The organism is Brachybacterium sp. sponge, from assembly GCF_001613775.1.
In the GTDB taxonomy this organism is placed as follows: Bacteria; Actinomycetota; Actinomycetes; order Actinomycetales; family Dermabacteraceae; genus Brachybacterium; species Brachybacterium conglomeratum.
Genome location: NZ_LRMP01000001.1, coordinates 1418389 through 1438402, shown reverse-complemented (window position 1 = coordinate 1438402; position 20014 = coordinate 1418389). Strand labels below are relative to the sequence as shown.

The 20014-nt window shown below is 73.5% G+C and carries 16 protein-coding genes and 1 tRNA gene; 3 read left to right on the top strand and 14 right to left on the bottom strand.

Features of this window, described 5'->3' with window-relative positions:
* Window positions 1–166 precede the first annotated feature (166 nt).
* The 6 genes from A4A78_RS06260 to A4A78_RS06235 are packed head-to-tail and all read right to left on the bottom strand — an operon-like array spanning window position 167 to window position 7066.
* A complete protein-coding gene (locus A4A78_RS06260; protein ID WP_062947484.1) occupies window positions 167–757 on the bottom strand; it encodes a monovalent cation/H(+) antiporter subunit G in 591 nt (196 codons plus the stop codon).
* A complete protein-coding gene (locus A4A78_RS06255) occupies window positions 754–1392 on the bottom strand; it encodes a monovalent cation/H+ antiporter complex subunit F (RefSeq protein ID WP_062947483.1) in 639 nt (212 codons plus the stop codon). Before A4A78_RS06255 ends, A4A78_RS06260 begins: the two co-directional genes overlap by 4 nt.
* Complete coding sequence (locus tag A4A78_RS06250; protein ID WP_062947482.1) at window positions 1389–1928, bottom strand: Na+/H+ antiporter subunit E; 540 nt, start codon at window positions 1926–1928, stop codon at window positions 1389–1391. The genes A4A78_RS06255 and A4A78_RS06250 overlap by 4 nt, the downstream gene beginning before the upstream one ends.
* Window positions 1925–3502: a Na+/H+ antiporter subunit D gene (locus A4A78_RS06245; RefSeq protein WP_062947481.1), complete on the bottom strand. Its 1578-nt coding sequence runs from the start codon at window positions 3500–3502 to the stop codon at window positions 1925–1927. Before A4A78_RS06245 ends, A4A78_RS06250 begins: the two co-directional genes overlap by 4 nt.
* Before the next feature lie 2 nt (window positions 3503–3504).
* Window positions 3505–4155, bottom strand: coding sequence for a Na(+)/H(+) antiporter subunit C (locus A4A78_RS06240; RefSeq protein WP_062947479.1), 651 nt, complete (start codon window positions 4153–4155; stop codon window positions 3505–3507).
* A complete protein-coding gene (locus A4A78_RS06235; protein ID WP_062948115.1) occupies window positions 4139–7066 on the bottom strand; it encodes a Na+/H+ antiporter subunit A in 2928 nt (975 codons plus the stop codon). The genes A4A78_RS06240 and A4A78_RS06235 overlap by 17 nt, the downstream gene beginning before the upstream one ends.
* 185 nt (window positions 7067–7251) lie before the next feature.
* Between A4A78_RS06235 and A4A78_RS06230 the strand changes: the two genes are divergently transcribed.
* Window positions 7252–8595, top strand: a complete 1344-nt coding sequence (locus A4A78_RS06230; RefSeq protein ID WP_062947477.1) for an MFS transporter — start codon at window positions 7252–7254, stop codon at window positions 8593–8595.
* A 23-nt stretch (window positions 8596–8618) separates the two neighbouring features.
* Here A4A78_RS06230 and A4A78_RS06225 read toward each other — a convergent pair whose 3' ends face one another.
* On the bottom strand, window positions 8619–9425 hold the full coding sequence (locus A4A78_RS06225) for a hypothetical protein (RefSeq protein WP_062947475.1): 807 nt from the start codon (window positions 9423–9425) through the stop codon (window positions 8619–8621).
* Entirely contained in the window at window positions 9422–10018 is a 597-nt protein-coding gene (gene dcd / locus A4A78_RS06220) for a dCTP deaminase (RefSeq protein ID WP_062947473.1), read from the bottom strand. The genes A4A78_RS06225 and dcd overlap by 4 nt, the downstream gene beginning before the upstream one ends.
* A gap of 140 nt (window positions 10019–10158) precedes the next feature.
* Between dcd and A4A78_RS06215 the strand changes: the two genes are divergently transcribed.
* Window positions 10159–10229: transfer RNA gene (locus A4A78_RS06215), tRNA-Gly, on the top strand.
* A gap of 203 nt (window positions 10230–10432) precedes the next feature.
* A complete protein-coding gene (locus tag A4A78_RS06210) occupies window positions 10433–11008 on the top strand; it encodes a TetR/AcrR family transcriptional regulator (RefSeq protein WP_062947471.1) in 576 nt (191 codons plus the stop codon).
* Window positions 11009–11021: 13 nt separating this feature from the next.
* Here A4A78_RS06210 and A4A78_RS06205 read toward each other — a convergent pair whose 3' ends face one another.
* The 6 genes from A4A78_RS06205 to A4A78_RS06180 all read right to left on the bottom strand — a co-directional run bounded on the left by A4A78_RS06205 (window position 11022) and on the right by A4A78_RS06180 (window position 19973).
* A complete protein-coding gene (locus tag A4A78_RS06205; RefSeq protein WP_062947469.1) occupies window positions 11022–13475 on the bottom strand; it encodes a hypothetical protein in 2454 nt (817 codons plus the stop codon).
* A 32-nt stretch (window positions 13476–13507) separates the two neighbouring features.
* The gene (locus tag A4A78_RS06200) at window positions 13508–15412 is read right to left on the bottom strand and encodes a thioredoxin-like domain-containing protein (RefSeq protein WP_062947468.1); all 1905 of its coding nucleotides are present in this window, start codon (window positions 15410–15412) and stop codon (window positions 13508–13510) included.
* Window positions 15413–15494: 82 nt separating this feature from the next.
* Window positions 15495–16172 (bottom strand): HAD family phosphatase, encoded by a 678-nt coding sequence (locus A4A78_RS06195; RefSeq protein WP_062947467.1) that lies wholly within the window; start codon window positions 16170–16172, stop codon window positions 15495–15497.
* On the bottom strand, window positions 16169–16882 hold the full coding sequence (locus tag A4A78_RS06190; RefSeq protein ID WP_062947466.1) for an HAD family phosphatase: 714 nt from the start codon (window positions 16880–16882) through the stop codon (window positions 16169–16171). The genes A4A78_RS06195 and A4A78_RS06190 overlap by 4 nt, the downstream gene beginning before the upstream one ends.
* A 64-nt stretch (window positions 16883–16946) precedes the next feature.
* Window positions 16947–18236 carry an O-acetylhomoserine aminocarboxypropyltransferase/cysteine synthase family protein gene (locus tag A4A78_RS06185; RefSeq protein ID WP_062947465.1) on the bottom strand — a complete coding sequence of 430 codons (1290 nt, stop codon included), beginning with the start codon at window positions 18234–18236 and terminating at the stop codon, window positions 16947–16949.
* A gap of 33 nt (window positions 18237–18269) precedes the next feature.
* Entirely contained in the window at window positions 18270–19973 is a 1704-nt protein-coding gene (locus tag A4A78_RS06180) for an ABC-F family ATP-binding cassette domain-containing protein (protein ID WP_062947464.1), read from the bottom strand.
* Window positions 19974–20014: the final 41 nt, after the last annotated feature.

Here is a 20014-nt window from a genome sequence, read left to right as displayed (position 1 = left end):
TCCGGGACGCCCCGCGCGTCCCGGACCCCCGCTCCCCCGCACGACGACGCCCGTGCCCGCGATCAGCGGGCACGGGCGTCGTCGTCGGTGTCGCCGGGCGTCGGCGTCGTCGTCGTCGGTGTCCCCGGGTGTCGGCGGTGTCGCCGGGTGTCGTCGGCGTCGCCGGTCAGCGCCGCTCGTCGCGCTCGGCGACCTCCTCGGCCTCGAGCTCGGTCTCGTCGTCGAGGTCGATGTCCAGCCCGTCCTCGTCCTCGGCGTCCGCGGCGCCGCCCTCGGGCTCCTCCCAGTTCCGTCCGGTGAGGGGCTCGACGGTGTCCGTGACGACGTTCTCGGGGAACAGCTCCTGGCCGCCCCCGTGCAGGTCCTCGTGGTCGTCGTCCGGCTCGTCGACGAAGCCGTCCTCGTCGTCGTCGTCATCGGACGGGGTGGCGAGCCGCTCGCTGAGCTCGTCGATCGCGTAGTCGCCGCCGCGCACGAAGCCGCGGCGGAAGGCGGCGCGCCCCACCATCACGCTCGCGACCGGGACGGTGAGCATCTGCGCGAGCAGCACGACCAGCAGGAACGCCGCGATGCTCCACGACCCCGCGGCCAGCGCCGCCCCGGCGAAGACCAGGATCAGGCCGAGCACCTGCGGCTTGGAGGCGGCGTGGATGCGCATCAGCACCCCGTCGAAGCGGTTCAGCCCGATCGCGGAGAGGACGCCCAGCAGGAGCCCGGCACCGATCAGCACCGACGCGATGATCTCGACCGCGCTCATCGTGCACCTCCCGTCGGACCGTCCGCGAGCCGGTCGTCGTCCTCGAAGCCCCGGTCGCCCGCGCCGGAGCCGTCCGTCGTGCCGCCGAGGCCGAAGCCCTCCTCGGAGCCGTCGTCGGCCTCCTCCGCCGGGTCCGCCGCCCCGAGCACGCGGGCGTGCTCGTCATCGGGTGCGAGGGCCCCGTCCTCGGAGGCGGTGCCGGTCTCATGCCCGAACCCGGCCCCGTCGCCGAAGCCGCCCTCGCCGCCGAAGCCGTCCTCGGCGCTGAACCCGTCCTCGGAGGCGGAGTCGGTCTCGAGGTGGATCGCCTCGTGCGGTCCGGTGTCCGCGTCGGGCTCCTGGGGATGGGGGCGACGCCGGCCCTGCATCGGGTCCTCCCGCGCGACGAAGCGCGCGAAGGTCACGGTGCCGACGAAGGCGAGCCCGGTCAGGCTCAGCATCGCGGGCCCCGCCCAGGCCGCGCCGGAGTGCGCGACGTGGAGCGCCAGGCCCATCACCACGAGGGTGACCAGGGAGTCGCTCGAGATCGCACGGTCCAGGATGGTGGGGCCCACGATCATGCGGTACACGATCGCGAGGCCGGCGACGGCGAGGATCGCGGCGTAGACCACCAGGACGACGTCGAAGGCGCTCATCGCAGACCCGCCTCCTCGAGGATCTCGCGGCGGCCGACGGCCCACAGCAGACGCTCCTCCTGCGCCCGCACGCTCTCACGGGCCTTCTCCACGGCCTCCGGGGTGCCCGCGTTGAAGGTGTGCAGGAAGAGGGTGCCGGTGGCGCGCTGCGCCTCGACCACGACCGAGCCCGGGATCAGGGTGCACAGCACGCCCGTGAAGGTCAGGAAGAAGTCCGAGCGGGAGGCCATCTGCACCGCGATCACGGAGCTCGGGGGCTGCGGGCCGGGACGCACCGCGAACCAGCCCACCTGCACCGCCGAGATCGCGCAGTCCACCAGGAAGCGCAGCACGAAGAGGGTGAAGCGAATCGGGCGCAGGGTCAGCTCGTGGCCGGTGGGCGGCATCGGGAAGAGCACGAAGACGAGCACGGCCACCAGGGCGCCGCCGAGCACGTTCTTCAGGTCGACCCCGCCCCACAGCAGGCACCACAGGGCCACGGCCGTGAGGATCCACAGCCAGGAGCGGCGCAGGTCGCGGAACCGTCGCGAGATCATCCGTCCACCTCCGCGATCACGCCGTCCTCGATCCGCTGGCCCTGGTCGTCGATCCGGTAGCGCAGGTCCCCGGCCGCCTCGTCGCCGAGCACCGCGCCGACGTAGGGGGTGCGCTGCAGGACCGAGTGCGCGGCCTCGTCGGCGTAGTTCATCAGCGGGCCCGCGAAGACGGTCAGCGCCAGGGAGAAGGCGATCATGGCGGTGGTCGCGCCGGTCATCACCTTCGGCATCGGCACGTCACGGGCGATGATCTCCTCGCTAGGCTCCTGCCAGAAGGCGCGGTTCCAGATCTTCGCGATCGCGTACAGGGTCAGCAGGCTGGTGATGACGCTGACGGCGATGAGGATCCACCCGGCGGTGTTGTCGTAGGCGATGCCCGCCTCGATCAGGCCGACCTTGCCGATGAAGCCGGAGAACGGCGGGATGCCGGCGAGGTTCATCGCGGGGATGAAGAAGAGCACCGCGATGAGCGGGGCGAGCTTCTGGAGTCCGCCGAGCCGGATGAGGTTCGTGGAACCTCCGCGGTGCTCGATCAGCCCGGCGGCGAGGAACAGCGTGGACTGCACGGTGATGTGGTGGGCGACGTAGTAGATCGTCGCCGCCATGCCGAGCTGGGTGACCATGCCGATGCCGAACAGCATGTACCCCATGTGGGAGACCAGCGTGAAGGACAGCACGCGCTTGAGGTCCGTCTGCGCGACGGCGCCCAGGATCCCGATGAACAGGCTCAGCCCGGCCGCGGCCAGCAGCAGGTTCGAGATCTGCGAGAAGGGGAACAGCAGCGTCTCCAGGCGCAGGATCGCGTAGATGCCGACCTTCGTGAGCAGTCCCGCGAAGACCGCCGTGACCGGCGCGGGCGCGGTCGGGTACGAGTCGGGCAGCCAGGCGCTCAGCGGGAAGATCGCGGCCTTGATCGCGAAGGCGACCAGCAGCATCAGCTCCAGGATCATGCGGGTGCCGGGCTCGAGCCCGTCCAGCCGCACCGCCAGCTCGGCCAGGTTCACGGTGCCGGCGGCGGCGTAGATCGCCGCGATCGCGGACAGGAAGATCACCGAGCTGAGCACCGAGACGATCACGTAGGTGGTCGCGGCGCGGACGCGGCTCGCGGAGCCGCCGAGGGTGAGCAGCACGTAGCTCGAGGCCAGCAGCACCTCGAAGCCGACGTAGAGGTTGAACAGGTCCCCGGCGAGGAACGCCATGGACACGCCCGCGACCAGGGTGAGGTAGGTGGGGTGGTAGATCGCCACCGGCGTCCGCTCGACGTTCTCGCTCACGCTCTGCGCGCTCGAGTAGACGAGCACCGCGAGGGTGACGAAGCTCGAGACGGTCAGCATCAGCGCCGTCAGCCGGTCCGCGACCAGCACGATCCCCAGCTGCGGGGTCCAGTTGCCGATCTGCAGGACCAGCACGCCCTCCTGGGTGACGTGCCAGGCCAGCACCAGCGCGATCGCGAAGATCGCCACCAGCGTGGCCACCGCGAGGCCGAGCTGCAGCCGGGTGTGGTGGCGCAGCAGCAGCGTGATCGCGGCGCCGACGAGCGGCAGCATCACGGGCAGGGCGAGGAGGAGCTCCATGCTCAGATGTCCTCCTCGTCGGTCGTGCGGTCGCGGATCTCGTGGCGCAGCGCCACGGCCTCCCCGCGGCGGTGCTCGCGGCGGCGGCGCATGGTCTCGCGCAGCGAGTCGGCGTCGCCCTCGTCGGCCTCCGTCGCGTCCTGGGGGACGTCCTCGGCGCTGGTGAGGTCCGAGCCCAGCGGGTCGTCGTCCTCGTCGCCGAGCCCCTGGGACTGCGCGAGCGCGCCGCGCCGCGCCTCCTCGCTGAGCGCCTGCGACCAGGGCAGGCGCTCCGCGTCCTCGCTGCGACGCCGACGACGGCGCAGCACGCGCCGGTCCTCGACGTCGTCGGGGACCTCGTCGTGGCCGAACAGCTGCCAGGCCCGGTACGCGAGCGCCATGCCGAAGGCGGTGATGCCCAGCGAGATCACGATCGCGGTGAGCACCATCGCGAAGGGCAGCGGGTCGGTCATCTGCTCGGGGTCGCCGCTGCCCTCGAAGGGCGGGGTCCCGATCGGTCCGGCGGCGACGATGAACAGCAGGTTCACGCCGTTCCCGGCGAGGACGAAGCCGAGCATGATGCGGGTCAGCGTGCGCTCGAGCACGAGATAGATGCCGCAGGCGATCAGCACCCCGGCGGTCAGGAGGAGGGCGAGGCTAACGGGCATCGGCATCGGCCTCCTGCTGCTGGTCGATCTGGGCGCCGAGGGAGCGCAGGAAGTCGAGCATCACGCCGACCACCACGAGGTACACGCCCAGGTCGAACAGCAGCGCCGTCGGGAAGTGCAGCTCGCCCAGCAGCGGCACGTGCACCACGGGCGTCGCCTGGGAGAAGACGTTGCCGCCGACGAGGAGGGGCAGCACCCCGGAGATCACCGCGAGCGCCATGCCGGTGCCGAGGACGAAGCCGGCCTGGACCGGGGCGGCCTCGGTGAGCTCGTAGCGGCCCCCGGCGAGATAGCGCACCGCGAGGGCCAGTCCCGCGACGAGGCCTCCGGCGAATCCGCCGCCGGGCAGGTTGTGGCCTGCCATCAGCAGGTACACGGAGAACATCATCATCATCGGGAAGGCGATGCGGGTGATGACCTCGAGGACCACCATCCGCCGCTCGGGCGCGAGGGTCAGTCCGGCCGAGAGCCAGGTGCGCCAGCGGTTGCCGCCCGCGACGTCATCGGGCCGCGCATCGAAGTCGAGCGCGTTCTGCGGCAGGGCCGGGTCCGCGCGACGGCGCCAGATCGAGGTGCGCGAGGCGTCGAGGTCGCGCACGCGGGCGATGGGCCGCTCGCGCCGGGTCACGAAGATCAGCGAGGCGACGCCGGTGGCGACCACGAGCAGCACGGAGATCTCGCCCATCGTGTCCCACACGCGGGCGTCGACCAGGGTCACGTTGACGACGTTGTGGCCGCCGCCGATCTCGTAGGCCGGCTCGATCAGGCCCGGGCCGAGCGCCTCCCGGTAGCGGGCGTCGGCGGCGTACAGGGCGCCGCCGCACAGCACGAGCGCGGTCGAGATCGCGATCGCCCACCGGCCCCAGGCGCCGATCCGCAGCGGCCGGCGCGAGAAGTGCAGCGGCAGACGGCGCAGCACCAGCACCAGCACGACGGTCATCGCGGTCTCGACCAGCACCTGGGTGGTGGCGACGTCGGGCGCGCCCGCGACCAGGAAGAGCACGGCCACGCTGTAGCCGGTGACGGTGATCAGGAAGACCGCCCGCAGACGGCGTCGGGAGCGCGCGGCGCCGATCGCGGCGAGCGCCGCGACGGGCAGGACGATCAGCTCGACCGGGTGCTGGAAGAGCACCAGGTTGTCCGGCAGCGGCGACTGGGTCAGCGCGACCGGGGCCACCAGCGCCAGCAGCACCACGAGCATCGTGCCCAGGGTGTAGGGCAGCGAGCCCCGCTGGAACAGGGGCGTGATAATGATCGAGAGCTTGTCGACCGTGCGCAGGATGCGGCGGAAGCCGCGTTCGGCGTCGAGCACGTCCAGCGCCCGCTCGGGTGCCCAGGTCAGCGGGGAGACCGCCTTCTGGAGCAGCGCCACGGGCCGCGGGATCAGGCACAGGACGATGCCCAGGCCGAGGGTGATCGCCGAGGCGAGCAGCGGCACTCCCAGGTGCGGGATGACCACGAGGTGGATCCCCTCCCCCGTCTCCGGGAGCACCGAGGCATAGGCGCGCAGCACCTCCTCCAGCGGCGAGGTCAGCACGATCAGTGCGAGGGACGCCGCGGTGATCAGCGCGGGCGCGAGCCAGTACAGCGGGGTGATGCGCACGGCGGCGACGCGCGGGGCACCGGGGGCCGGGCCGAAGGCGCCGCGCACGAAGCGCCAGGAGTAGGCGACGGTGAGGACCGAGCCGGCCACCAGCGCGATCAGGAGCAGGCGCTGCCAGCCGCCCGCGTACCAGAGCGCCGAGTAGATCGACTCCTTGGCGACGAAGCCGTACAGCGGCGGGACCGCGGCCATCGAGGCGGCCGAGAGGGTGCCGATCACCGCGAGGATGGGCGCGGCCTTCCCCACCCCGGAGAGGATGCGCAGGTCGCGGGTGCCGAACCGCTTGTCGATGATGCCCACGACCATGAACAGCGGCGCCTTGAACAGCGCATGGGCGATCAGCATCGCGAGCCCCGCGAGCACCGCGTCGTGCGTGGCCAGGCCCGTGACGGCGGCGAGGAAGCCGAGCTGGGATACGGTGCCGTAGGCGAGCAGCAGCTTGATGTCGGTCTGCCGCAGCGCGCGCCAGCCGCCCAGCAGCATCGTCGCCGCGCCGAGCACCGACAGCACGACGGTGATCACCTCGAGGTGGGTCAGCGCCGGCGCCATGCGGAGGATCAGGTAGATGCCCGCCTTCACCATCGCCGCGGCGTGCAGGTAGGCGGAGACCGGGGTCGGGGCGGCCATCGCGCCGGGGAGCCAGAAGTGCGTCGGCACGAGCGCGGACTTGCTGGTCGCGCCCGCGAGCATGAGCACCATGGCGGTGATCAGGAAGGGGCCGGCGTCGGCCCACATCGGGTCCGCGACGATCTCGGACAGGCGCAGGGTCCCCGCCTCGGCGGCGACCATCAGCATGCCCACCAGCATCGCCAGGCCGCCGGCGGTGGTGGAGATCAGGGCGTTCAGCGCCGCACGGCGGGAGGCCTGCTTGTCCTGGTAGTGGCCCACCAGCAGGTAGGAGAAGACGGTGGTGAGCTCCCAGAAGGTGTAGATCACCATGACGTCGTCGGCCAGGACCAGCCCCACCATCGCGCCGGCGAAGGCGGTGAGCACGCCGGCGAAGCGACCCAGCCCGGGCTCCGAGTCCTTGAAGTAGCGCGCGCAGTACAGCAGCACCATCGCCCCGATGCCGGTGGCGATCAGGCCGAGCACCCAGCTGAGGGTGTCCAGGCGGAAGGCGAGGTCGATCCCGAAAGCGGGGATCCAGGGGACGGACACCTCGACCGGTGCGTCCCCGAGGGTGCGCGGATCGAAGGTCGCCAGCCACACGGCGGAGGCGGCGGGCACCACGGCCAGGGGGTAGAAGGCGCTGCGCCCGATCCAGCGGACGAGGAGAGGAGCCACGAGCGCCGCCACCATGTGGGCGAGCAGCATCGTGAACACGGAATCTCCGTCCGGCGCGGGGAAAGGGCCAGGTGCCATCCTACGCGAGGGGGCCGCGCCGTTCCTGGGCCGCTGCTGATCTCACAGCGGACAGGGCTCGCGGCACGGCGCTCGGCTCTCGGCGCTCCGGGCTCGGCGTTCGGTGCTCTGGGCTCGTCGCTCCGTAGAGTGTGGCCATGACCTCGCCCCGACGGCTCCGTCCCCCGGTCGTCCCCTTCGCGCTGTGGGACGGAGGCATGTCCGCCTTCAGCTCCGTCATCCTCACCTTCGTCTTCGCCACCTATGTGGCCAGCGGCGTCGCCTCCGAGGGCGCGGTCGGCGAGGAGGCGATCACCGCCGCGCAGGCCCACGGCTCCCAGGTGCTGACCACCTGGCAGTCGATCGGCGCGGTCGCCGTCGCCCTGCTCGCCCCGCTGCTGGGCAATCTCGCCGACTCCGGCGGCGCCCGCAACGCCCTGCTGCGGATGACGACGCTCGCCACCGTGGCGACCGTCGCGCTGATGCCGCTGGTGAAGCTCGACTCCGACTACCTCACCCTCGGCGCGGTGCTGATCGCGCTCGCGGTCGTGTTCAGCGAGCTCGCGGGCGTGTTCGTGAACTCGGTGCTGCCGGAGATCTCCACCCCCGAGAACCGGGGACGGGTCTCGGGGACCGCCTGGGCGGTCGGCTACTGGGGCTCGATCGTGTGCCTGGGCCTGGTGCTGGTGCTCTTCGTGATGCCCGGGACGGGGATGCTCGGCATCACCGGCGAGGACGGCTGGAACTACCGGGCGATCCCCCTGTTCGTGGCGCTGTGGATCCTGGTCGGGACGCTCCCGCTGATGCTGCGCGCCCCGCGCCACCCGGCCACCGCGCCCGGCGAGCGCTGGAACCCCTGGCAGGGCTACGCCTCGATCATCCGTCGCGTGCTACGGGCGGTGAAGGAGGAGCCGGTGATGCTGCAGTACCTGGTCGCCTCCGCGATCTACCGCGACGGGCTCGGCGCCGTGTTCTCGATCGCGGGCGTGCTCGCCGCGAACGCGTACGGCTTCGGGGCGGTGGAGATCATCGTCTTCGGCATCGCCGCGAACCTCGTCGCCGGCGTCGGGGTGTTCCTCGGCGGGAGGGTCGACGACCGCGTCGGCCCCCGCCCCGTGATCATCGCCGGGTGCGCCGGCATCATCGTGCTGGGCCTGGTGGTGCTCGCCTTCGAGCCGACGATCGTGTTCTGGGTGGCGGGCCTGGCGATCTGCCTGTTCGTCGGCCCCGTGCAGTCCGCCTCGCGAAACCTGCTCACCCGACTCTCGCTTCCGGGCCGGGAGACGGAGAACTTCGGCCTCTACGCGACGACGGGCCGGGCGCTCGGGTTCCTCGGCACCGCGGCCTTCGCCGCGACCGTCGCGCTCTCCGGCGAGACCCGCACCGGGATCCTCGGGATCGTGATCGTGATGGCGCTGGGCCTGCTCGCCTTCCTGCCGATCCGGCTGGGGGCCGCGGGCCGCGCCACCTCGGCCGCGCGCTCGGGAGCCTCGGCCACCTGACCGGGGCCGGCCCCGGACCGGGATCAGGCGAGGTCGGCGGGGTCCACCAGGAGGCCGTCGAGGTCCAGGACGTAGCCGCCGACGCTCTCGGCGATCAGCCCGGCGATCACGCCGATGCGCCGGTACGCCTCCTGCCAGCGCTCCGCCGTCGGGGCATCCGGCGTCTCGATCGCGTCCTCCTCCGGATCCGCGGTGACGTGGACCAGCTGGTAGTCCACGGCATCGCCCAGCCATTCGAGGGCGCTGAGGGCGACGGGACGGGCGCTGCGCCCCACCCGCACCTCGATCACGTCGCCGCCGGGCAACGGCGCGGAGAGCCCGTAGCCGGTGCGGGAGGTCTCCTCGGGCGCGCGGTCCAGCTCCGCCTCCGGCTCGAGCGGCGCGAGCAGCTGGGCGAGGGACTCCGGCGCGAGGGCGTGGGGGCTCGTGACCGTCAGGTCCCGCACGTGGTACGGATGCGGCTCGAGGCGGACGTGGTCGTCGGTGACGACCGCGCCGTACAGGCGCCGCGCGAGCGCCCAGGCCAGGTCGAGGCTCTCCCGCTCCACGCCGAAGGGCAGTCCCTCGGGGAAGGCGCGACCGTAGCCGTGGGAGTCGACCATGCCCACGGGGACGGGGTCCTCGCGCACCCGCGGGGTCTCCAGGGTCCAGCGGCCCGCACCGCGCGGCGTGCGGTCGGGGACCAGACGGACGTCGTCCCCGATCTCGATCGCTCCGTCCTCGTCCTCCCGGGCGGTGGGGCGGACGTTGAGGATCATCGTGAGCACCTCGGCGGGGTCGGTGTCCCGCGGCAGCTGGAGACGATGGCTGGTGCGGACCGGCTCGGTCACTGCTGCTCCTCCTGGAGGGGGATCCTGGTGCGATGGAAGTTCTGCGCCGAGCGCGAGGGGGTGGGCCCGCGCTGGCCGAGATAGCGGTTGAGGTTCCCGGCGCTGCCGTAGGGGTTCTGCGAGGGGCTGGAGAGGCGGAAGAAGCACAGCTGGCCGATCTTCATGCCGGGCCACAGCGCCACCGGGAGGGTCGCCATGTTCGACAGCTCCAGGGTGATGTGCCCGTCGAAGCCGGGGTCGATGAACCCTGCGGTCGAATGGGTCAGCAGCCCCAGCCGGCCCAGCGAGCTCTTGCCCTCCAGCCGTGCGGCGACGTCGTCCGGAAGGGTGATCTGCTCATAGGTGGAGGCGAGCACGAACTCCCCCGGGTGGAGCATGTACGCCTCGTCGGGATCGACGGCGACCTCGCGCGTGAGGTCCGCCTGCTCGACCGAGGGGTCGATCAGGGCGTGCTTGTGGTTGTCGAAGAGGCGGAAGAAGCGGTCGATCCGCACGTCCACAGAGGCGGGCTGGATCATCGCCTCGTCGAAGGGGGACAGCCGCACCCGCTCGGCCTCGATCTCGGCCCGGATGTCTCGATCGCTCAGCAGCACGGCGAACAGACTAGTCCCCGCGGGCGCGGAACGTGAGCTCGTCCCGAATCGTCCCGGTTCGCGGACCACTCCGGAGAGGGGGTATGCTGTCTCCCGTTCGCTCGGACGGCAGGCCTCCTGCACCGGACGGGCACCCTTTCGCGGGTGTAGTTCAATGGTAGAACTTCAGCTTCCCAAGCTGACAGCGCGGGTTCGATTCCCGTCACCCGCTCTCGCGACCAGAGCCGCGATCTCCGTCCCCGGAGGTCGCGGCTCCGTCATGTCCGGGGTCAAGTCGGGGGTCGTCCCCGAGCGGGTCCGCCCCTTCCTCCTGCATCGCTCCCTGCCGCGGCATGACGCGCTCGGATCCCGCTCGCGCAGGGGCCTGCGGCACACGGGTTCTGTCGAACGTCCCGGTGAGTGTAAGAATGCGGCATGCCCAAGATCATCGGAGGGTCGCTCGAGGAGCACCGCGAACGCACGCGGGAGAAGATCTTCGCCGCCCTGGCCGAGCTGCTGGAGACCCAGGAGTTCGAGACCATCACCTTCTCCCGCATCGCGTCCGCGGCCGGCGTGGGCCGCACCGCGATGTACAACCACTTCCCCGACCGCGAGACCCTCCTGATCGAGTACGCGATCCACGAGACGACGGACTACATCGCCCAGCTGCGGGCCGGGGTCAGCGACTCGGCGACCCCGCGCGAGGCGGTCATCGCCTACGTGCGCACCCAGCTGGAGCTCACCGTCTCCTTCCACGTCCCGCAGGCCGCGGGCCGGGCCGCCCTCACCCCCGACGCGGCCTCGCGGATGCGCGAGCACGTGGTGCTGATCGAGGAGGTGCTCAGCACGATCGTGGAGGCCGGGATCGCGGCGGGCGACTTCTCCGCCGACCTCGACGTGACCGGCACCGTCCGGATCATCAACGGCCTGCTCGTCGGCTCCTCCGCGAAGCGCTACCCGCGCGAGGCCCTCGAGCGCTTCGTGCTGCAGGGGCTCGGCGCGAGCGTCTGAGCGCGCCGGCGCCTCAGCCCTTGCCCTTGCGCTTCCTCCGGGTGGGCCGGGCGGTGACGGTGACCTCGTGGCGGTCCTCCTCGTCGGCCTCCCAGTCCATCGCGTCCAGGGAGTCCTCCGGGGTCTCCTCCGCGGTGCGGGAGAAGAGCGGGCGGGACAGCTCCTCGTGCTCGTCCTCGAGGTCCACCTCGGGCGCGGTGGCGGTGATGACCCAGCAGGTCAGCGCGATGATGATCGCGACCACGGCGATGCCCCAGCGTAGATAGGCGCTGGTGCCGTCGGTGCTCATCCCCACCACGGCGCTCACGGCGAGCGCGGAGAGCAGCGAGGCGGTCAGCGCCAGCGGCAGCGCCACCGAGCCGATCACGGAGCGCAGGATGCCGGTGAGCACAGCCCCGCCGAGCGCGCCGGAGTGCCCCCAGGAGCCGGGGCCGCCGTAGCGGCCGGAGCCGATCACGGCGGAGGCGCCGGCGAGGGTCGAGGCGGAGCCGAGGGTCCACAGCCCCAGGCCCGCCGCGGTCAGCACCACGCCGACGACGAGGCCCGGCAGCGCGGCCGGGCCGAGCCCGTAGCCGGCCACCACAGGGGCGAGCACCGCGACGACCACGGGGGTCAGCGCGGCCCGGCGCACCATCTCGGGCAGCTCGGGCAGTTCCGCGCCGTCACGGCCCTCGAGCATCGCCGCGCGGGTCTCCACGACCGCGTTCGCGCCGAGCCGGCGGGCGCCGTCCAGGAGCGAGGAGGTCATCAGCAGGACGGTCACCACGCCGAGGGCGACGCCGCCGAGCAGGGTGAGCGAGGCGGGGGTCGCCAGGTGCAGGGCCCGGTCCTCCCACACGGTCGCGGCGCGCGGGGCGAGCTGCAGCGCGGAGACGACGGGGCCGAGTGCGCCGAGGCCGATCAGCACCGCGGCGAGCAGCAGCGCGCCGAGCGGGCCGGTCGCGATGCCGCCCGCGGCGCGGCGCGAGCCGCTCTCCGCCCCGGCGCGGTCCAGCAGCGTGGAGGCCAGCAGCGGCCCCGCATGGCCGGCGACCACGATCAGGGCGCCGAGGCCGGCGTGGACCCCGAGAGTCAGGGCGAGGGAGGGCACGCCGGCGGCGAGCACGGAGAGCACGGCGGCAATGAGGACCACGAGGGCGAGCGCCCCGGCGGCGGTCAGCGCCGTGGATCCCAGGCCGGCGGTGAGGCCGAGCGCCCCGCCGGTGCGGGAGGTGCGGGCGGCGCGCAGCACGGAGCCGCCCAGGCGGTGGCCGGTGCCGCCCAGCAGCAGCACCGCCGCGAGCGCGGCGAGGGCGCCGAGGCCGAGCGCCACGGCGACCACGACGTTCGGGGTGATGCCGTAGAGGGCGAGCATGTCGAGGAAGGCGGAGGCGTACTGCGAGTCGTCCGTCTGGGAGATGAACTGGCTCAGGTCGCCGCCGAGCTCCTCGATCTGCGGCTCGAGCTGCTCGCGCGGGGTGTCGGTGCCGCCGGTGATCGCGGGGTCGGTGAAGTTCTCGAGCCCGACGTCCTCGAAGCGGAGGTCCTTGTACTGGGAGGGGATCCACAGCGCCGCGGCGGCGACCGCGCCGGCGGCGCCGAGCACGGAGGGGATCAGCCCGCCCAGCTGCAGCGCGCCGCGCTCGTGGCCCTCGCGGCCCGCATGGGGGACGACGGCGGCGACGCCCGCGGCGAGCAGCGCGGTGCCCAGCGCCAGCAGCGTGACGACGAAGCCCTCGGCCGCGAGCACCGGCACGCCGAGCAGCACGCCGAGGGCGGCGCCGGCGGTCGCGACGGCGACGAGGTCGGCGCTGAGAGCCCCGCCGCGGCGCACCATGCGGGCGCTGCGCAGGTGGGGGCCGCCGAGGTTGTCCTCGTCGTCGACGTCGAGCTCGTGCTCGTCGGTGCCGACCAGCACCGCGGCCGCGGCCGCGCCCGCCTCGACCGGGGCCGCGCTGGCCCGCACCACGAGGGCGGAGATCGCGGCGCCCGCGGCGAGGGCGATGAGCGCCGGACCGGCCGTGGTCTGCAGGGACCACACCGCGATCACCACGGGCAGCGCGGCGAGCGCGAGCGCGCCGGCGACCGTGAGCGCCCCCAGCCGCGAGACCATCGCCCCGCGCCGCTCGGGGTCGACGCCGAGCGCGGCGAGCTGGAGCGCCAGGCCCCGCCAGGCGGCGAGCGGGCCGAGCGCGAGCCCGACCAGCAGCATCGCCGAGCGCAGGATGCGGTCGTCGGTCCCGCCGGGGGCCAGGTACACCACCACGGCGAGCGGCAGCCCCACCCACAGCAGGATCGAGGCGGAGGACAGCAGCGGCGCGCCGAGCCGGCGTCCGAGCGTCGGGTCCACCTCGGCGCTGTCCTCGTCGCGCCGCAGCCGGGTGGGCACGACCGCCCCGGCGACGAGCGCGGCCACGGCAAGCAGGCCGAGGACGAGCAGGGTGACGGCGAGATCGTCGCCGAGGGGGAATTGCGTGATCAGATCCACGGGTCGGCTTCAGCTTCCGTCGGCGTCAGAGGTCAGGCGAGCAGGGAGAGGTCCAGATGATCCGGGCCGCCCTCGACGACTCGGATCGGGACCCCCCAGTCCTGCTGGTGCATGTGGCAGGCGGGGAACTCCACGGCCGGGTCCGCGTCGCAGGAGGCGGCGCGGGCGCTGACGTGGAGGACGCCCTCGGTGTACGCGGGGTCGAGGGTGACGGTGCGCTCGAGCGCGGTGTCCACCCCTCCCCCGCCGGTCAGCATCGAGGTGGGGGTGGTCGCGATCGTGACCTGCGTGGACGGTCCGAGGGAGTCGTCAAGCTTGTGCCCAGGCGGCGGCGTGAACAGCACGCGCACGGTGAGCGGGCCGGGACCCACCTCGGTCGCGGGCCGCTCGGAGCGCTGGGCGCCCTCGTCGATCACGCGCTCGGCGGCCTTCGCGACCGGCACCCAGGTGATGCGGTGCGCGCCGGACTCGACGACGATCAGCTGGCCGATCCCGTCCACGGGCGGGCCGAGGATCGCGTCGGAGGGCTCCTTGAGGTCGGTCGCGACGGTGACGACCTCGCCGGTCTCCTCGTCCAGGAGGCGGATCGCGCCGTTGTAGGTGTCGGCGATCGCGATGCGCCCGTCGGGCAGGGCGGTCACGCCGAGCGGGTGCTGGAGGCGGGCCCGGTCGAGCGGTCCGTCCACATGGCCGAAGTCGAACAGGCCCTTGCCCACCAGGGTGCTGACCTGCATGGTCTGCGGGTCCAGGAGCCGCACTGCGGAGGACTCGGAGTCCGCGATCACGATCCGTCCGTCGGGCATCTCGTCCAGGCCCGAGGGCTGCGCCCACCATGAGGTGACGGCGGGGCCGTCGACCAGGCCCTCCTGGGTGGTTCCCGCGAGGACCAGCAGGGCGCCGGTGGCGGGGTCGTAGGTCCACAGCTGGTGGATCCCGGCCATCGCGATCACGGCCCGGTTCAGGGAGTGGCTCCAGGTGAGGTCCCAGGGGGTGGAGAGGCTGTAGGTGCGGGCATCGCCCTCGCCTCGCGGCAGCGGCTCGCCCTGCATCCACTGCTCGCCGGTGCCGGCGAGGGTGGCGACCTCGGTCGTGGTGCGGGAGCGCAGCAGGCGGTCCTGCCCGATCTTCACGCCGCGCAGGCGGTGCCCGGCGGTGTCGGCGACCAGGAGGTCGTAGCCCACCTCGTGGGCGACCTCGGCGGGCAGGGCGAGGACGCCGTTGGGCTCGGCGAACTGGGCGGTGTCCTCGTCGCCGTCGGCGTGGCCGCGCTCCCCGGTGCCGATGATCGCGTCGACCGTCGCGCCGTCGGCCTGGAAGACGACCAGGCGGTGCTGGCCCGCGTCGGAGACCACCAGCCGGCCGTCGGGCAGGACGGCGAGCTTCGAGGGGAAGCGGAGGGTCTGCTCGGTCCGCTCAGCGAGGACGGTCGGCGCGGGGCCGCGGCGCAGCGAGCCGTCGGCCTCGCCCTCGGCGACGAGCTCGGCGACCAGGCGGTCGAGGTTCGCGGCATGGCCCTCGCCGGAGAGGTTGCCGGCGATGCGGCCGTGGGTGTCCAGGACCATCAGGGTGGGCCAGGCGCGGGCGCCGTAGGCGCTCCAGGTCTCCAGCTCCGGATCGTCGATCACGGGGTGGGAGACCTCGTAGCGCTCGATGTTGGCCCGCAGCGCCTCGGGGTCCTTCTCGAACTCGAACTTCGGGGAGTGCACGCCGATGACGACGAGCTCATCGGCCCACTTCTCCTCGAGGGGGCGCAGCTCGTCCAGGACGTGCAGGCAGTTCACGCAGCAGAACGTCCAGAAGTCCAGCAGCACGATCTTCCCGCGCAGCGTCTCGAGGTCCAGCTCGGCGCCGCCGGTGTTCAGCCAGCCGCGGCCGCGCAGCGGCGAGCCGTGGGCGCGGGAGGTCAGGGGCGCGGAGGGGTCCGACGAAGTGGTCATGGGGACCAGTGAACACCGGATCTGCGCCCGGGGGCCAACTCGAGTGACATGCGCGGACATCCGCGCGGGATCGCCTCCCGGGTCACCAGGTCGCGATCCAGGCCGCGAGCTCGGGATCGGTGAGGGAGGTGAGGGCGAGGTCCGCGGGCGGGACGGCGTGCCCGGGGGCGGGGACCGCGATCAGGCGCAGCCCCGCGTCGCGGGCGGCGCGGGCACCGGTCCCGGAGTCCTCCAGGGCCAGGCAGTCCTCGGGCCGCTGCCCCAGGGCGCGGGCCGCCGCGGCGTACATGTCGGGGGCCGGCTTGGGGTTCTCGACGGTGTCCGAGGCCTCCAGGACGGTGAAGTGCTCGCGCAGGCCGCCGGCGACGAGCTTGTGGTCCAGCGCCTCGAGCCAGGAGTTCGAGGCGCAGGCCAGCGGCACCCGGGCGGCCGCAGCCTGCAGCACCTCGGCCGCGCCGGGCAGGGTGCGCACCCCGCCGGAGAGCTCGTGGTCGAACTCGCGGTGCAGGTCGGCGAGGACCTCGGCCTCGGTGTGGCCGGAGCGGAGGGCGATCAGCTCGGCGGCGACCTCGATCGTCGAGCCGTGCAGCACGGCGTCGTCCTCGGGGTCCAGGGCCGCGCCGCGCGCGGCGACGACGGTGTCCTGGGCACGCTGCCACACCGACTCGGTGTCCAGCAGCAGGCCGTCGCAGTCGAAGACGACGGCGCGCGGGGTCCAGTCGCCGAAGGCGCGGGCGAAGCGGTCGGGCGCGGTGCTCATCGGCGGGCCTCCCAGCTCGAGACCCAGTCGGCGAGGACGGGGTCCTCGAGCGTGTCGAGCCGGCGCGGCGCGACGGGGTCCTGGCCGGGGATCGACGGCACCGCGATGAGCTGCATCCCGGCGGCGAGGGCGGCCCGGGCACCGGTCTCGGAGTCCTCCAGCGCCAGGCAGTCGGCGGGATCGGCGCCGAGCGCCGCGGCGGCGGCGAGGTAGAGGTCGGGGGCCGGCTTCCCGGCCGCGACGTCGTCGAGGGAGACCCGGGCGTCGAAGACGTCGGTGAGGCCGAGCGCGTCGAGGGTCCGCTCGAGCAGGTCCCGCGGGGAGTTCGAGGCGACGGCGACGGGGCGCACAGCGGCGACCGCCCGGACGGTCCTGACCGCCCCGGGCAGCGGCACGAGCGGCTCCTTCAGGCGCTCCTGGTGGGCGGCCATGAGCTCCGCCCCGGCGCGGTGCGGATCCTTGCCGACGGCCTCGGCGATCGTGGTGACCACGACCTCGATCGGCCGGCCGGTCAGGGCCCGGCGTGCGTCCGCGTCCAGGGAGGCGCCGTGGTCGGCGAGATAGGCCTCCTGCAGCGCGAGCCAGCGCCCCTCGGTGTCCACCAGCAGTCCGTCGCAGTCCATCACCACGGCGGCCGGGGACCACGCGGGCGGCCACGTCTCCAGCGGGGAGGGTGCCAGGAGGGCGCCGGGGTCGCTCGCATCGCTCATGGCCCCAGCCTAACGATCACCGCGACCCCGGCGTCCAGCGAGCTCTCGCCCGCGGCGCGGCCGCTCAGGCCGACACCGCCGCGAGCCCCTGCTCGAGGTCGGCGAGGATGTCGTCGATGTGCTCGATGCCCACGGAGAGGCGCACGAAGCCGGGGGCGATGCCGGCGGCGCGCAGCTCCTCCTCGGTCAGCTGCGAGTGGGTGGTCGAGGCGGGGTGGATGACGAGGCTGCGCACGTCGCCGATGTTCGCCACGTGCGAGTGGAGGGTCAGGGCGTCCACGAAGCGGCGGCCGGCCTCGAGGCCGCCGGGCAGCTCGAAGCCGAGCACGCTGCCGGAGCCCTTGGGGAGATAGCGCTGGGCCCGCTCGTGGTGCGGGGAGGAGGGCAGGGAGGCCCAGGTGACCGTGCCCACCCGCTCGTCGGCCTCGAGGAAGTCGGCGACGCGGCGGGTGTTCTCCAGGTGGCGCTCCATCCGCAGCGGCAGCGTCTCCAGGCCCTGCCCGATGAGGAAGGCGTTGAACGGGGAGACGGCGGGGCCCAGGTCGCGCAGCAGGTTGGTGCGGGCGCGGGTCGCGAAGGGGCCGGGCACTCCGGCGAAGACGAGGCCGTTGTAGGACTCGTCGGGCTCGGTGAACTGGGGGTACTTCTCGGCGTGGGCGGTGAAGTCGAAGCTGCCGCCGTCCACGATCGCGCCGGCGATCGAGGTGCCGTGCCCGCCGAGGAACTTGGTGGCCGAGTGCACGACCACGTCCGCGCCGTGCTCAAGGGGGCGCAGCAGGTAGGGGGTCGCGACGGTGTTGTCGACGATCAGCGGGACGCCGACCTCGTGGGCGACGTCGGCGAGGGCGCGCAGGTCCGGGATGTCCTGCTGCGGGTTCGGGATCGACTCCACGAAGAAGGCGCGGGTGGTCCCGTCCGCGGCGGCGCGCCAGGAGGCGGGATCGGTGGGGTCCTCGACCCACTGCGGGGTGATGCCGAGGCGGGTGAGGGTGTGCTTGAAGAGGTTGAAGGAGCCGCCGTACAGGCTCGGGGAGACGGCGATCGAGTCGCCGGCCCCGGCGAGGTTCAGGATCGACAGCGTGATGGCGCTCTGCCCGGAGGCGAGCAGGAGCCCGGCCGCGCCGCCCTCGAGAGCGGCGATGCGGTCCTCGACCGCGGCCTGGGTGGGGTTGGTGATGCGGGTGTAGATCGGGGCGGCCTCGGCGAGCGCGAAGCGGTCCGCGGCGGACTGCGCCGAGGGGAAGACGAAGCTGGTCGTCTGGTGGATGGGCAGGGCGCGCGAGCCCGCGTCGGAGTCGGGGGTCTGGCCGGCGTGGACGGCGAGGGTCTCGAACTTCTGGGGCTGGTGCGTCATGGCTGCGCTCCTCCTGGGCGTCGGGGGTCGCGCTCAGCCTGTCCGCCGCGCGCCGGCAGGGCGAGGACTGTGAACGTCTGTGTCGCCGAGCTCGAGCAGCTCCCCGTCCCAGCGGCGGCGCAGCCATCGGTCGTGGGAGGCGATCAGCACGGTCCCGCCCCAGTCCGCGAGCGCGGCCTCGAGCCGGGTCGCGGTGACCAGGGCCAGGTGGTTGGTGGGCTCGTCGAGGATCAGCAGCTCGGGCGGGTCCAGCAGCACCGCGGCGAGCATGACGCGGCGCAGCTGCCCGCGGGAGAGGGTCTCCAGGGGGCGGGCGAGGTCGCGGGGGTGGACGAGCCCGAACAGCTCGGGCTGCTCGTCCTCCTCGAGGCCGGCGGCGCGGCGCAGATGGGCGCCGACGGTCCGGCCGGGCACGGGCTCGTCGTCCTGGCGGAGGTGCCCGATCCGCAGCGAGCGGGGCCGGCTCACGGTGCCGGAGGTCGGCGCGAGCCGGCCCGCCACCACGTCGAGCAGGGTCGACTTCCCGCTGCCGTTCGCACCGGTGACCAGCAGGTGCTCCCCTGCCGAGAGGGCGAGGGAGACCGGTGCGAGTCGGCCTTCGACGGCGACGTCGGCGAGGGCGAGCTGGACCTGGCCGGCGCCGCGAGGGGCGTCGGGCAGGTGGGTGAGCTCGAGCTCGGCCGGGGGCTTCCTGACCTGGTCCTGCTCGAGCTGGGCGAGGCGCTGCTCGGCGTCGCGCACGTGTCGGGAGACGCGCACGGCGTTGCGGTCGGCGAAGAACTTCCGGGCGATCTTCACCTCCGCCCGGCTGTGGGACTCGCGGCCCAGGGTGTGGGCGTCCCGGGCGACCTCCCGCAGCCGGGTCAGCTCCTCCTGCTCGGTGCGATAGCGGTGCTCCCACCGGTCGCGGGCGTCGTAGCGTGCCAGCAGGTAGTCGCTGAAGGTGCCGGTGCAGGCGGTGAGCCCGCCGGGCTCCTCGCCGAGCGGCGACTGGGCGGGGTCGAGGTCGAGCTGGGCGGCGGTCGAGTCGTCGAGGAAGGCGCGGTCGTGGCTGGCGATGAGGACGGGGCCGGGGTGGGCGGCGATCGCCCCTGCGACGAAGGCGGCGGCCTCGTCGTCCAGGTGGTTCGTCGGCTCGTCGAGCAGCCAGCTGGTGGGGCGGGCGATCAGCAGGTGCGCGAGCGCGAGCCGCTCGCGCTGGCCGCCGCTGATCTCCCCGAGCGGGGTGTCGCCGGGCAGGTCCGCGAGGCCGAGCCCGGCGAGGGTCTCCTCGGCGCGGCGCTCCGCGTTCCAGACGTCGGCGAGGGTCGCCTCGGCGAGCAGGCGGTCGTAGCGGGCGGCGGCCGCGGCGGTGCCGCCCGCGAGCTCCTCCCCCGCCTCGATCAGCTCCCGCTCGAGCCGCCGGGAGCGCTCGAGCGCGTCGGCGAGGACGCCGGCGAGCGGGGTGCGGTGGCCGAAGGGCAGCTCCTGGCGCAGCATCCCGACGGGGCCGGGCACCTCGCAGGCGCCGGCGTCGGGGTGGAGCTCCCCGGCGAGGATCCGCAGCAGGGTGGACTTGCCGCTGCCGTTCTCGCCGAGCAGCCCGGTGGGGCGCCCGGCGGGCACGACGAGGCTCACGTCGGTCAGGACGCGGCGGTCGGCGGCGAGGCCGGGATAGGTGAAGGAGATCCCGTCGGCCCGCAGGTGCAGGGAGGGATCGGCGGCCGCGGGGGCGGCGGACGGGGTGGGGGAGGGCATGGATCAGCTCCTCGGCGCGGAGGGACGGCGGGCGCGGGGCT

Coding starts and splice junctions, on each gene's coding strand:
- A4A78_RS06260 (WP_062947484.1), bottom strand. CDS start 757: ATGAGCGCGGTCGAGATCATCGCGTCGGTGCTGATCGGTGCCGGGCTC.
- A4A78_RS06255 (WP_062947483.1), bottom strand. CDS start 1,392: ATGAGCGCCTTCGACGTCGTCCTGGTGGTCTACGCCGCGATCCTCGCC.
- A4A78_RS06250 (WP_062947482.1), bottom strand. CDS start 1,928: ATGATCTCGCGACGGTTCCGCGACCTGCGCCGCTCCTGGCTGTGGATC.
- A4A78_RS06245 (WP_062947481.1), bottom strand. CDS start 3,502: ATGGAGCTCCTCCTCGCCCTGCCCGTGATGCTGCCGCTCGTCGGCGCC.
- A4A78_RS06240 (WP_062947479.1), bottom strand. CDS start 4,155: ATGCCGATGCCCGTTAGCCTCGCCCTCCTCCTGACCGCCGGGGTGCTG.
- A4A78_RS06235 (WP_062948115.1), bottom strand. CDS start 7,066: ATGCTGCTCGCCCACATGGTGGCGGCGCTCGTGGCTCCTCTCCTCGTC.
- A4A78_RS06230 (WP_062947477.1), top strand. CDS start 7,252: ATGACCTCGCCCCGACGGCTCCGTCCCCCGGTCGTCCCCTTCGCGCTG.
- A4A78_RS06210 (WP_062947471.1), top strand. CDS start 10,433: ATGCCCAAGATCATCGGAGGGTCGCTCGAGGAGCACCGCGAACGCACG.
- A4A78_RS06200 (WP_062947468.1), bottom strand. CDS start 15,412: ATGACCACTTCGTCGGACCCCTCCGCGCCCCTGACCTCCCGCGCCCAC.
- A4A78_RS06195 (WP_062947467.1), bottom strand. CDS start 16,172: ATGAGCACCGCGCCCGACCGCTTCGCCCGCGCCTTCGGCGACTGGACC.
- A4A78_RS06190 (WP_062947466.1), bottom strand. CDS start 16,882: ATGAGCGATGCGAGCGACCCCGGCGCCCTCCTGGCACCCTCCCCGCTG.
- A4A78_RS06185 (WP_062947465.1), bottom strand. CDS start 18,236: ATGACGCACCAGCCCCAGAAGTTCGAGACCCTCGCCGTCCACGCCGGC.
- A4A78_RS06180 (WP_062947464.1), bottom strand. CDS start 19,973: ATGCCCTCCCCCACCCCGTCCGCCGCCCCCGCGGCCGCCGATCCCTCC.